Genomic DNA, 12,481 nt, shown 5'->3' on the forward strand with positions numbered 1-12,481 from the left:
CGGTTGGAATTAAAACAATGTGGGCGGCCGAAACGGGTCCGTGACGCAAGTCGGTCACGGCAATCCGTCGTCAGAACGCCCGGCTATCTGCCACCTTGCTATCGACAGGATCACGCTTTTTGGCGTTTTTCCACAATCGCGACAGCTTCGGTAACGGCCGCGTCTATACTCAAGGATGACGTGTCTAGCAAGGTCGCGTCTTCGGCGGGACGCATGGGGGCGTCGGCGCGCTCGGCATCGCGCAGGTCCCGTTCCCGGGTCTGGGCGAGCATGTCCTCGAGGCTGATCGTCTCGCCGCCTGCCTTCAGTTCGGACCAGCGACGTCGCGCGCGGGTTTCCGTATCGGCCGTGATGTAGAGCTTCACATCGGCATCGGGACAGATGACCGTGCCGATATCACGCCCGTCCAGTATGGCCCCGCCCGGCCGCGTTGCGAAATCGCGCTGGAGTTCATACAGCGCCTCCCGCACGGCGGGCAGTGCCGCGACGCGCGAGGCCATGGCGCCGGCCTCCGCGGTGCGGATCCGGGCCTCGTCTATGGTGGCCAGGTCGAGTGTCCGGGCTGCCCGAGCGCAAGCGGCTTCATCGGTGGGATCGATGCCGGCGTCGATGACCGCGACGCCTGTGGCGCGATAGAGTGAGCCGGTGTCGAGATAGGGCAGCTTGAAATGCGCCGCGAGCGCGCGCGCGATCGTGCCCTTTCCGGACGCGAGCGGACCGTCGACAGCGATAATCATGTGATCGGCTCCAGGACGCCGCCGAGGGCCGCGATATCGTCAAAGAAGTCCGGATAGGAGGTCGCAATCATGGCGACGTCATCGACGCTCGCTGCCGCCTTGGCGCCGAGGCCGATAACGAGACCGCTCATGGCGAGGCGATGATCATGATGGGTCGGGGTCTCGCCCCCGCCGGGAACGCCGCCGATGCCCAGCCCGGTGACAGCCAGGCTGTCCTCGCCCTCTTCGACCGGGACGCCATTGGCGCGCAGGAGGGCGGCGCTGCCGGCGAGCCGGTCGCTTTCCTTGGCCCGCAATTCCTCGAGGCCCGGCATATGGGTCACACCCTCGGCATAAGCGGCGGCGACACACAGGATCGGATACTCGTCGATCATGGAGGGCGCGCGTTCGGCCGGAACGGTGATCCCGCGCAGCTGGCTGTGGCGCACGCGCACATGCATGGTCTTCTCGCCGGCCATCTCGGGACCGGGCGTCAGCGTGATATCGGCGCCCATCTCCCGGAGGGTGTCGATCAACCCGGTGCGGGCCGGATTGTCCATGACGCCGGTCAAGGTGATGTCAGAGCCGGGCACGATCAGCGCGGCAACCATCGCAAAGGCCGAGGAGGAGGGGTCGCCGGGGACTTCGACCGGGCAGGCGGTCAGGGTCTGCGGGCCGTTCAGGGTGATGGTCGTGGCCGGGCCGTCGCGCTCGACGAAAAGCTTCGCGCCGAAGGCTTTCAGCATGGTCTCGGTGTGATCGCGGGTGATCTGCGGCTCGTGCACGACCGTGGTGCCGGTCGCGCCCAGTGCGGCGAGCAGGACGGCCGACTTCACCTGAGCCGAGGCAATGGGCGGCGTGTAGTGGATCCCGGTCAGCGGGCCGCCATCCAGCCGCGCGGGCAGGCGACCATCATTGGTCGTGAAGCGCGCGCCCATCTCACCGAGCGGGTCGGTGACCCGTCGCATGGGGCGTGAGGACAGGCTCTCATCGCCGACAAAGTCAGCGCTGGCACCCGAGCCGGCGACCGCCCCCATCATCAGGCGCACACCGGTTCCGGCATTGCCGAAATCGAGCGGTGCGTCGGGATCGGAGAATCGGCCGCCTGTTCCGGTGATCCGCCATTGTCCGGGACCGAGATGCTCGACCGTCGCACCGAGCGCGGCTGCGGCCTTTCCGGAATTTATGACATCATCGCTTTCTAGCAGTCCGCTGACCTCGGTCACGCCCTGCGCCAGCCCGCCGAGAATGAAGGCGCGATGGGAAATTGACTTGTCTCCCGGGGCCTTTATGGAACCGGACAGGGCGGATGCAGGCACGGCCCGCAGGGCGCCTTCACGGCGCATCAGGGATGGGGTCATCAACGGATTGGCAAGGTTTGAGGTGACATGACGGCGATGAGGTTTTGACAGAGCGCGGTGATCGTGGCAACGGGTCCCGCCGAAATTGAAAACTGGTTATGTAGGGATGCCATGGCCAAGCCTGAATTGGGAAGCAAGCGCGCCTGCCCCAGCTGCAGCGCCAAATTCTACGATCTCGGTCGCCGTCCGGCCCGATGTCCGAAGTGTGAGACCGAGTTTGACCCGGAGCGCGAAGACCCGCGCCTGAAGGCCAAACTCGAGGCTGCCGATGAGGAAGAGGCGCCGAAGAAGGCGGCTGCAACCGACGATGATGACGGTTATGGCGACGAGACGGATGATACGCCGGAGGTCGACGCCGAAGCGACCTTGTCCAGCTCAGATGACGATGATGATGATGACGACGCCTCAGGTCTGAGCGATGACCTGCCGGACGGGTTCGGCGAAGACGGTGTCGATGATGACGATGATGATGATGACGATGATACGGGCGTCCTGATCGATGATGAGGATGATGACGATCTCGGCGACTTCAACATCGATAAGGACGAGGATCTCTAGGCCTCTGCATGAGCGCTGCATTTGCCGCGCAAAAGAGGCTTGATCCCCGCGAAAACCGGGACTAGGTTCCGCGCCTCTCGCCGAGGGCAACGATCCTATCGCCTTCGGTGACCCGAGTTTCGGGGCCATAGCTCAGTTGGGAGAGCGCTTGCATGGCATGCAAGAGGTCGTCGGTTCGATTCCGTCTGGCTCCACCAAGATCAAACCCCGCCGGGACCCGGCGGGGTTTTTTCTTGTTCGCCGTATCCTTGCAATCGGGATCGGCGCGCCTTGCCCTGATCAGTCCGACGTAGCGGTCCAGCCCAGACGATCCTCCCAGTCCCGGCGCCGTTGGTCCGCCTCGGTCCGGGCGTCGTCATCCAGCGTGTCTGCGAGCGTGTCGGCCGCCTCGGCCGCATCGCCCGCTCCGAGGTCGGCAGCCAGCGAATAGAGAGTATAGGCCTCGACGGGGTCTGGTATTCCCCAGTCGGTATCGAGCCAGCTGTCCGCCAGGGCCATCATGGCCAGGCTGTCGCCGGATTCAGAGCCTGCTTCCCACGCGCTGCGTGCGGCGGTTTGGTCGACCGGGCCAGCGAAACCTTCTGCTGCACCGATGCCGATGATGTAGTGGGCCCGCTGCAATCCGGGCTGCCGGTCGAGCGCGTCGGCGGCCAGTGTGACCGCTCGGGCATGCTCCGTGTCAGTCTCGCCGTCGAACATCAGGGTCTCTGCCAGGGCAAGGCCCGCCAGAGGGCCGACCTCCTCGTCGTCAAGCAATTGTTCAAGGATGGCGATCGCGGTTGCGCGCTCAACCTCGTATTCGAACAAGATCAGGTCGGCCAGATCCAGGCCTGCGAAGCTGTCTTCCGCCTGCCAGGCCAGCTCGAAGAAGGACCTTGCCCGGTCGATGTCCGGCTCGACGCCGACGCCGTCGCGATAGATCATGCCCAGAACGGCATTGGCCGGGGCAAAGCCGTCATCCGCTGATTGAACCAGCCAGTACCGCCCCGTGACGGTATCCGGTTCGCCGTTTTCCGGGAAAGTCAGGTCATAGCCGTAGTCGAAGGCCGCTTGGGGGTCGCCGATTTCGGCGAGCTCGCGCAGGCTGGGCTGCGGTGTTAGGGTTTGGCTCCAGGCCAGGCTGTCGGCGCCGGAAACGGCAACCAGACCAGCCAAAAGGCATACGCGCAGCATGTCCGGACTCCTGACATTTGGGAGCGCCAGATCAGCATGCGTCGGCTGAACGCCGCATGAGCAGTGTGTTCAGGCTGATGGCAAGGGTGGGGCGGGCCGAAATTCGGCCGGTCAGGCCGCGTCGGTGGCCGGTTCGCCGGCCAGGACGGCGTGGACGGCCTCGGCGTTCGGGGCTGCGCGCAGTCGCTGGCGGACATCCTCCCGGCGCAGAAGGCGCGACACGCGGGCCAGTGCCTTGAGGTGTTCGGCGCCGGCATTCTCCGGCGCCAGCAGCATGAAGATCAGGTCTGCCGGGCGACCGTCTATCGACTCAAAATCGACCGGCGTGCGGAGCCGGGCGAAGACGCCGACCACCTCATCCATGCCGCTCAGGCGAGCATGGGGGATGGCGACGCCTTGTCCGACTCCGGTCGAGCCGAGGCGTTCCCGCTGGAGCACGGCATCGAAGATCGTGCGGGCGGCTTGCCCGGTCAGACCGGCGGCCAGTTCGGACATGGCCTGCAAGGCCTGTTTCCGGCTGGATGCGCCCAAATCAATGCTTACTCCCGCATTGGGGATCAAATCTGATAACGCCATTGTACGACTGCTCGCTCCTAGGCCGGCTCTGAGCGATCTTCCCGCGCCGGATTGAGCCATCCGATATGGCCGTCCGGTCGCCGGTAGACGATGTTGAGACCGCCATTGGCCGCATTGCGGAACATCAGGAAGGACGAGTCCGCCGCATCCAGTTCCAGCGAGGCCATGCCCACGGTCAGGGTCCGGACTTCTCCGGCCTGTTCCGCGATGACGATCGGCTCAGGCGCACCATTGAGCGGCGCACCACTTGGTTCGTCTTCGTCAAAATCATCGTCATCGGCATGGCTGTCGCGCATGCCCTTGAGAACGACAATCGGAAGACTTTCGGCCGGAAGCTCGGCCTTGTTGTCGTTATGGTGGTTCTTCAGTTTTCTCTTGTACCGGCGGAGGCGCTTCTCCAGGCGCTCCATGGTTTCTTCCGCTGCCTTGTAGGCATCACCGGCTTCGCCGTGAGCCTGCAGCATCACTCCCGACGGCAGATGCACCGAACAGTCGACGCGAAAGCCGACGCCCTCGCGAGAGATCGATACATAAGCTTCACCGGGACGGTTGAAGTATTTGGCTACTCCGTCTTCCACGCGCCCGAGAATCTGTTCTCGCAGCGCGCCGCTGACGTCGATGCCCTTGCTGACCACCTGTATATGCATGCGCTCCTTCCCGCCGGCCATTCACCGGCACGTGAGGCGTTGACGTGCAGTTCCGCCTCTCCTCGGAAAGCGGGCGGAACCTAGTCGCGGGCCGCAGGGGGAGTCAATGACTGTTCTCCGGATGCCAACGGACCGCGTATTCGGTGGAGGGTTTCCACCGGGGCGCTCCAACAAGCGATCCCTAGCCAGCACGTTTGAGTATACGTCGGCGCTGGACCGAGGAGGGGATGTTGAGCGCCTCCCGGTATTTGGCCACAGTCCGGCGGGCGATTTCAATCCCTTCATCCCGCAATTGTTCGACGAGACTGTCATCGGACAGCACATCACTGGCGGATTCCTGGCCGATCATCGTCTTGATCCGATGCCGTACTGCCTCGGCAGAGTGGGCCTCCCCGCCCCCAGCGGAAGGAATGGCCGAGGTGAAGAAATATTTCAGTTCGAACATGCCACGCGGGGTGGCGACATACTTGTTCGAGGTCACCCGGCTCACGGTCGACTCGTGCATGCCGATCGCGTCCGCCACGGTTTTCAGGTTCAGCGGGCGCAGATAGGCCACGCCATGGGCGAGGAACATGTCCTGCTGGCGCACGATCTCGCTGGCAACCTTGAGAATGGTCCGGGCGCGCTGGTCCAGGCTTTTGACCAGCCAGGAGGCGTTCTGGGAGCATTCGGTGATGAAAGTCTTGTCCGTTTCCGATTTCGCGACGGCGGTGATCTCGTTGAAATAGCTGTTATTGACGAGGACGCGCGGCAGGGTTTCGGAGTTCAGCTCGACCTGCCAGCTGCCGTCGGGTGACTGGCGAATAAAGACATCCGGCGATACGGCCCGGGTCGAATCGCTGCCAAAGGCATGTCCGGGCTTGGGCGTCAGGTCGCGGATTTCGGCGATCATCTCGTCGAGATCCTCATTATCGACCCCGCACAGGGATTTCAGCGCCGGATAATCATGCCTGGCCAGGCGCTCGAGATTGTCGAGCAGCGCGGCCATGGCCGGATCGAGCCGATTCTTGTCCTTGAGCTGCAGGGCGAGGCACTCGGGCAGGTCCCGCGCCATTACGCCGGCCGGATCGAAGGTCTGGGTCAAGGACAAGACTGCTTCAACGCGGGCCCGCTCGACACCCAGCTGTTGTGCAATTTCATCGAGATCGGAGCGCATATAGCCATCATCATCGGCCAGGTCGATCAAGTGAGCGCCGATCAGGCGATCAACCGGGTCACCCGTGGCCATCGACAATTGTTCGTGCAGGTGTTCGGCCAGCGAAATCTCGCGGGACGAATTGGCGATGGCGTCGTAATCCTCGCTGGCAGGGCCTCGCCCGCCACTGCCGGCCGAATAGGTCGAGCTTGAGCTCGCGCCGATGGCGGCGCCGGATTCCACGCCTTCCACGCCGGACAGGTCGGACTTGGAATCATCGCCGTGCATCATGTCGGCATCGGCATCCATCGAATCATTGGCATCGGCGGATGGCGCAGCGAGTTCCAGCTCGCGTGGCTCGCCCTGACCCTCTTCGCGAAGTGATTCGGTCGAATCATTCCGGTCATCACGCTCGAGCAGGGGATTGCGTTCCAGCTCGCCTTCGACGAACTCGGCAAGCTCGACATTCGAGAGCTGCAACAGCTTGATGGCTTGTTGGAGCTGGGGCGTCATCACCAGGGATTGTCCCTGGCGCATATCCAGCTTCTGCATCAATCCGGCCATGTGAACCTCTGTTTGGTACGTTTCCTGCAGAGGTTAATCAGCCAAAACTTTCTCCGAGATAAACGCGCCGCACATCCGGGTCGGCCCGGATCTCCGCCGGCGATCCCTCAAACAGCACTTCACCCTCGTGGATGATCGTGGCTCTGTCAGTGATTTCAAGGGTTTCGCGGACATTGTGGTCGGTAATAAGAATCCCGATTCCGCGTTCCTTGAGGAAGCGGATCAAGTCGCGGATATCCGTGATGGCCAGAGGGTCAATGCCGGCGAAGGGCTCATCCAGCAGCATGAAGGAGGGGCGAGTCGCCAGGGCGCGGGCGATTTCCATGCGTCGCCTTTCCCCGCCTGACAGTGACGGAGCCGGCGCGTTGCGGAGGTGCGAAATCCGCAATTCCTCGAGCAGCTGATCGACCAGGGCGTGGCGCGCATCACGGTCCTTCTCGACCACTTCGGCCACAGCCAGAACATTCTGTTCCACCGTCATGCCGTGGAAGATGGACTTTTCCTGCGGCAGATAGCCAATGCCCAGCCGCGCCCGCTGATACATGGGCAGGCGGGTGATATCCTCGCCATCGAGCAGGATGCGGCCATAATCCGCCTGGACCAGGCCGGTAATCATGTAGAAGCAGGTCGTCTTGCCCGCGCCATTCGGCCCGAGCAGGCCGGCGACTTCGCCCCGTTGCAGCGAGACAGACACGCCTTTGACAACCGGCCGCTTGCGATAGGTCTTGCCGATCTGTTCAACAACAAGGCCGCCCGCCATGTCGGTTTCGGCGATGGGCGTGGGTTCGAATAGCGCCATAAAGGTCAGTGTCCTGGTGTCGGAAGCTGAAGATCAGCCTTCCGGAGCATCTTCGCTGGTTTCGGTCTCGTTTGTAGTGCTGGCCGGTTGCAGGACCATGCGCACGCGATCACCGGTCCCGGCCTCACCAAAATTGGAATTACCGGTCGTCAGATCATTCACAAAGCGATTGGTGGTGATGACATTCTCGCCCTGGGTGATGACGACGTCACCGGTGAGCGTGATGACTTCCTCGCTCATCTGGTACACGCCACGATCACCGCGGGCGCGTTGCGCCGGCGTGATGTAGAACACATTGTCGGTCGCGACGATGCGATCGATATCGCCCCAGCCGCCGCCGGGCGCCTCGGTGTAATAGACGTCCATGCGGTCCGCCTGCAGGCTTGAATCGCCCTGCACAACATTGACATTGCCCAGCCAGACAATGTGGCGTTCGGCATCCAGGACTTCAAACGTCTCCGCTTCGATATCCAGTGGCAGCGAGGAATTACCGATCTGGCCTGCAGCTGTGCCGGATGGAAAGGCTGCGCTCATCAGGCCGAGCAGGGCAATCGCAGTTAGGCGCATCATTCGTTTCCTTCCTCGGGCGAGGCCTCCGCCTCGGTGATGGTTCGGCTCTGGGTCAATCGGGCCCGGACATTGCCGGTGAAGACGATCCGGTTGCCACCATCGGAGATTTCATAACTGTCAGCCCGGATTGTACCCATCGGGCCGGTTCCTGCCACCGCTTCCTGTCCGATGACGCGTTCCTCGCGCAGGAATATGCGTGCATGGCTGGACTGGAATTCATATCCGGCCCGTGTCCGGAAATTGACGTCCGAATACAGGTCGAGAATACGATTGGGCAGATCGTAGCGTCCGGATTCCGCTAGCACTTGCGAGACATCAGCTCCGGCATCCAGGAAATTGTAGTCCAGGCGCGGGCGTTCCAGTTCTGTCACGCCGTCGGCCGCGTCGCGGCGGCGGATGGCGACATCCGCGGTCACCGCATAGGGGGTGAGATTCTCGTCGCGGCCGGTGAAGCGCGGATTGGTCATCCGGACATCCGTGCCGACGGCTTCGGCTTCGCGCGCCGCGCCTCCGCCTGACCCCAAGATGAGCTGTACGATCAAGATGCCGAGGATCGTCAACGCCGCCGCCGTGAAGAAGAGGCGCAGGCCCCGCACGAAGGCGGTCCGGCGGCGGGCCACGCTCAAGGCAAGCACGCGCCGCGGCTCCCAGCTGGCATGCGGGGTTGGCTGCAGGGCGTCATGGCCGAAAGAGGCGGTCAGACTCGTCACCGGTTCACAATTATCCTATCGCGCCTTTCGGCGAGGTTGCGCCGCCAGAAAGACCAGTCTTTGCGAGCCTTTTCAAGGCGACCGCCTTCAGGAGTGGGCAAAAATGTCGATTTCCGGCCAACCGGCCAGATCCAGCCGGGCACGCGTCGGCATGAAGTCGAAACAGGCCTTGGCCAGGTCCAGACGGCCCTCGCGCTCAAGCATCTTGGACAGGGCTTCGCGCAGCTTGTGCAGGTGAAGCACGTCGGAAGCCGCATAGTCCAGCTGGGCCGGGGACAACTCGTCCGCCCCCCAGTCCGAGGACTGCTGCTGTTTGTTCATGTCGGCGCCGACGAGTTCGCGGGTGACATCCTTGAGGCCATGCCGGTCGGTATAGGTGCGGGCCAGCTTGGAGGCGATCTTGGTGCAGAAGATCGGTGCCATGGTCACGCCGAGATACTTCTCGACCATGGCCACGTCGAAGCGGGCGAAGTGCAGGATTTTCTCGACCTTGGTATCGGCGAGGACGCGCTTGAGATTGGGACAGTCGTAATCGGGCCGGTTCATCTGCACGACATGGGCGTCGCCATCGCCGGCCGAGAGCTGCACGACACACAGCATGTCGCGGGTCAGGGACAGGCCGAGGGTCTCGGTGTCGACGGCGACCAGCGGCCCGAGGTCGACATCGGCGGGCAGGTCACCCTTGTGATAGTGCACGGTCATGGTGTCATCCTTGTTTGTTCCAGCGTCTAGCGCCGCGCAGCGCGGGGCGCAATGCGCGCAAGCTTGTCAGTGACGCTGGTTTCGTCGTCGCGGTTAAGGAATTGCGGGGTTTCCAGCTCGGCTGAGGGTGCATTGGCGATGACCGCATCGAGCAGCGCCGTGACCGCTGCGCCGTCCGGGCTGGCCCGCCAGTCCGAGCGCCGCTCGATGATCGCGGCGCTTGTCTGCGCCAGCGTGTCCGGGGTCAGCCTGTCGCCGGTCACGCGCGGATCGCTCGGATCCTCGCCACCCATGATGGCCAGCATGTCGGTGCCGATATGCGGCAGATAGTGCGAGGGCTCGTAGAAGGTCGGGTGAGCGACCGTCGCCTCAGCTGAGGGCGCATCGACCGCGGCAAAGGGTCGGAAGCCGGAGAAATCGTACAGCTGCGCGCCGCCGCCGGGCCGGCAGGCATTGACCGGATCGCGGTCGGCATAGCGGGCAAAGGTCTCGGTCAGGGCCGCGCGGAAGGCGAGATAATCCTCGCCGCGGCCGGCCCGGAACATCGCCTCCTCGCGCCAGGCGTGGAGCGGGTGGATAAAGCCAGTCACCTGCACGCCTTCGGCGGTCAGACGGTCAAGCACGCGCTCGAACAGGGCCAGGCGTTCCGGGTCGAAGCGATAGCCCAGATAAAAGCGGTAAATCCCGCGCGCGCCGTTCTCGTACCGCTCTCGCTGGGCCCCGGCCGGATAGGTGTCGGCCCAGGGCACGCGCGGCTGCGATCCGGTGAGATTGTCGGCCAGGAGCTGGATCGCCGCGCCGAACGTACTGGGTGACAGGGCCACGCGGGCCCGGGCGAAATCGGCATGGCCGTCGCGCAGCGCCGACAGCCAATAGGTCGCCTTGGCCTTGGAATGGGTGCCGAATTCGTCGAGATCGAGCCCGATCACCACGCAGCGCAAATCTTCGCTCTGGGCCGCGAGGGCGGCGGCCTGGGAGAGCTCAAAGATATTGGTGCCGCGCATGCCGGCATTGATGAAGCCCTCGGGCAGGTCGGCCGGATCGCGCGGAAACCCGTCCACAGTGCGCGAGGAGCCGAGCAGGATGGCGTCGATCCCGCCACGCGCCAGCTGATCGCCGACATGCACCCGGCCGCCATCCTCGTGGATCCGCGTATCGCGACTGGTCAGACCGGGAATGTCCGGCGAGCCGGTGATGTCGAAGGGGTCGACCAGCGCATTGAAACCCGCGAACCCGGCCAGGGACGCGAAGAGGGCGATCAGCAATGTCACGGCATAGCGGTGCATCTCGGCGCGGTCCTAGAAGGTGTAATAGATGAATTCGGAGGTCTTCCAGGCGTTCAGCACGGACAGGAAGAGCAGGAAGGCGGCGCCGATGGCCGCCAGCCGGGTAAAGCGCCAGCGCAGGCCCGGCTTGGGTTTGATCTGGGCGTCCTTGAGGGTCTGTTCGTCAATCACATCCGCGAAGAGCTCCGGCGTATCCGGCAGCGACCAGACCAGGGTCAGGCCGAAAATCACCCAGGCGATCAGTTCGCCTGACACGCCTTCCAGGCCCAGCCCGGAGAAACCGAACATGCCGGCCAGGATGCGCCCGGCGCCCGACCAGGTCTCGGCCCGGAAGAAGACCCAGGCGATGGTGGTGAAGGCGAAGGTCAGGCCGATGGCAATGATGCGGCGGTGACCGTCAAACCAGCCCTTCGGCCCCCACTTGTTCCAGTAATGGTTCACCGTCAGGCCCAGCCCGTGCAACCCGCCCCAGATCACAAAGGTCCAGGCGGCGCCATGCCAGAGCCCGCCGAGCAGCATGGTCGCCATCAGATTGATCGAGCGCCGTGTCTCGCCATGCCGGTTTCCGCCCAGCGGGATGTAGAGATGATCGCGCAGGAAATGGCTCAGCGTGATGTGCCAGCGGCGCCAGAACTCGACCACTGAAGCGGATTTGTAGGGTCCGTTGAAATTGACCGGCAGCCGAAAGCCCAGGCAACGGGCCAGGCCCAGCGCCATGTCGGAATAGCCGGAGAAGTCGAAGAAGATCTGCAGCGCGTAGGCCATGGCCCCGAACCAGGCGGCGACCAGTCCGGGCGTGTCGCCGCGCTCGGCCATGGCAAACAGGGAGGAGGCATAGGGTTCGATGCTCTCGGCGATCAGGACTTTCTTGGCCAGGCCGATGGCAAAGAGGGACAGGCCGACCCCGAGATTGTCCCAGAGGTCGTCCTTGCGTGTGGTGTCATTGAATTGCGAGGCGATCTGGTGGTGCTGGATCAGCGGGCCGGCCACGATGTGCGGGAAGAAGGAGACGAAAAGGGCGTGCGCAAAGAAGCGGCCCGGATCGGTCTTCCGGCGGGCGACATCGACCAGGTAGGAGATTTGCTGGAAGGAGAAAAAGGAGATGGCCAGCGGCAGACCCAGCCCCAGTTCGGGAATGTCGAGCCCGGTCAGCGCATTGATATTGCTCGCCAGGAAGTCGGCATATTTGAAGAAGCCGAGCAGGGAGAGATTGAAAATGATGCCGACGGCGAGCAGGGGCTGATTGCCCCAGCGCCGCATCAGGCGCGCCACAATGTGGTTGATGATCACCGAGCCGAGCAGAAGCAGGACATGGCGGATGAACCAGAGGGAGCGGATCAGGCTCTCGACTGTCCAGCCATCCAGCTCGTGCCAGGGCGCTCGCGATACGTCCCACCAGGCGTAGAAGAAGAAGCTCGCGGCGGCGAGCAGGGAGAGCGCCGTCCAGTGCGAGATATAGCGCCGCGCCAGATAATAGGTCAGCAGCACGCCGGGCAGGAAAAGAAACAGGAATTCGAAGGAATTGAAGATCATTGCCGCGCCGCACCGGAGGTCGCAGGGACGCTAGCCCTCCCCCGCCGAGGCGGCAAGGCAGGCCTGCACGCAGGCGGGTTATCCACAGGCGTGGCCCTGTTTTGTGACAAATGCGTGTCTTAAGTCTCTGTTAATGAAGTTTGTGGTGAAA

The 12,481-nt window shown here is 63.6% G+C and carries 13 protein-coding genes and 1 tRNA gene; 2 read left to right on the top strand and 12 right to left on the bottom strand.

What is annotated here, in order from left to right; translation table 11 throughout:
• Positions 1 to 110: 110 nt before the first annotated feature.
• Positions 111 to 737 carry a (d)CMP kinase gene (gene cmk, locus Q0X62_RS12655; protein WP_297736345.1) on the bottom strand — a complete coding sequence of 209 codons (627 nt, stop codon included), beginning with the start codon at positions 735 to 737 and terminating at the stop codon, positions 111 to 113.
• Positions 734 to 2,077: a 3-phosphoshikimate 1-carboxyvinyltransferase gene (aroA, locus tag Q0X62_RS12660; RefSeq protein ID WP_297736348.1), complete on the bottom strand. Its 1,344-nt coding sequence runs from the start codon at positions 2,075 to 2,077 to the stop codon at positions 734 to 736. The genes cmk and aroA overlap by 4 nt, the downstream gene beginning before the upstream one ends.
• A 111-nt stretch (positions 2,078 to 2,188) precedes the next feature.
• Here aroA and Q0X62_RS12665 point away from each other — a divergent pair, with 111 nt between their 5' ends.
• Together Q0X62_RS12665 and Q0X62_RS12670 are read left to right on the top strand one after the other, a co-directional pair.
• Positions 2,189 to 2,635: a TIGR02300 family protein gene (locus tag Q0X62_RS12665; RefSeq protein WP_297736352.1), complete on the top strand. Its 447-nt coding sequence runs from the start codon at positions 2,189 to 2,191 to the stop codon at positions 2,633 to 2,635.
• A 121-nt stretch (positions 2,636 to 2,756) separates the two neighbouring features.
• Positions 2,757 to 2,832: transfer RNA gene (locus Q0X62_RS12670), tRNA-Ala, on the top strand.
• 82 nt (positions 2,833 to 2,914) lie between these two features.
• On the opposite strand, the gene Q0X62_RS12675 is transcribed toward Q0X62_RS12670, so the two are convergent.
• From Q0X62_RS12675 to Q0X62_RS12720, 10 genes are all read right to left on the bottom strand, one after another.
• Positions 2,915 to 3,808 (bottom strand): hypothetical protein, encoded by an 894-nt coding sequence (locus Q0X62_RS12675; protein WP_297736355.1) that lies wholly within the window; start codon positions 3,806 to 3,808, stop codon positions 2,915 to 2,917.
• 111 nt (positions 3,809 to 3,919) lie between these two features.
• Complete coding sequence (ptsN, locus tag Q0X62_RS12680) at positions 3,920 to 4,384, bottom strand: PTS IIA-like nitrogen regulatory protein PtsN (protein ID WP_297736358.1); 465 nt, start codon at positions 4,382 to 4,384, stop codon at positions 3,920 to 3,922.
• A gap of 17 nt (positions 4,385 to 4,401) precedes the next feature.
• Entirely contained in the window at positions 4,402 to 5,031 is a 630-nt protein-coding gene (gene raiA, locus Q0X62_RS12685; RefSeq protein WP_297736361.1) for a ribosome-associated translation inhibitor RaiA, read from the bottom strand.
• Between the two features lie 181 nt (positions 5,032 to 5,212).
• The gene (gene rpoN / locus Q0X62_RS12690; protein ID WP_297736363.1) at positions 5,213 to 6,730 is read right to left on the bottom strand and encodes an RNA polymerase factor sigma-54; all 1,518 of its coding nucleotides are present in this window, start codon (positions 6,728 to 6,730) and stop codon (positions 5,213 to 5,215) included.
• A 37-nt stretch (positions 6,731 to 6,767) separates the two neighbouring features.
• Positions 6,768 to 7,529 carry an LPS export ABC transporter ATP-binding protein gene (gene lptB / locus Q0X62_RS12695; protein ID WP_366946151.1) on the bottom strand — a complete coding sequence of 254 codons (762 nt, stop codon included), beginning with the start codon at positions 7,527 to 7,529 and terminating at the stop codon, positions 6,768 to 6,770.
• Between the two features lie 33 nt (positions 7,530 to 7,562).
• Positions 7,563 to 8,099: an LptA/OstA family protein gene (locus Q0X62_RS12700; RefSeq protein WP_297736366.1), complete on the bottom strand. Its 537-nt coding sequence runs from the start codon at positions 8,097 to 8,099 to the stop codon at positions 7,563 to 7,565.
• Positions 8,096 to 8,809 carry an LPS export ABC transporter periplasmic protein LptC gene (lptC, locus tag Q0X62_RS12705; protein ID WP_297736369.1) on the bottom strand — a complete coding sequence of 238 codons (714 nt, stop codon included), beginning with the start codon at positions 8,807 to 8,809 and terminating at the stop codon, positions 8,096 to 8,098. Before lptC ends, Q0X62_RS12700 begins: the two co-directional genes overlap by 4 nt.
• Before the next feature lie 87 nt (positions 8,810 to 8,896).
• Positions 8,897 to 9,511, bottom strand: a complete 615-nt coding sequence (locus Q0X62_RS12710) for a ribonuclease D (protein ID WP_297736372.1) — start codon at positions 9,509 to 9,511, stop codon at positions 8,897 to 8,899.
• A 26-nt stretch (positions 9,512 to 9,537) separates the two neighbouring features.
• Complete coding sequence (locus tag Q0X62_RS12715) at positions 9,538 to 10,797, bottom strand: hypothetical protein (RefSeq protein WP_297736375.1); 1,260 nt, start codon at positions 10,795 to 10,797, stop codon at positions 9,538 to 9,540.
• 12 nt (positions 10,798 to 10,809) lie between these two features.
• Entirely contained in the window at positions 10,810 to 12,330 is a 1,521-nt protein-coding gene (locus tag Q0X62_RS12720) for an MBOAT family O-acyltransferase (protein WP_297736378.1), read from the bottom strand.
• Positions 12,331 to 12,481: the final 151 nt, after the last annotated feature.

The organism is uncultured Maricaulis sp. (genome assembly GCF_947259345.1).
GTDB lineage: Bacteria > Pseudomonadota > Alphaproteobacteria > Caulobacterales > Maricaulaceae > Maricaulis.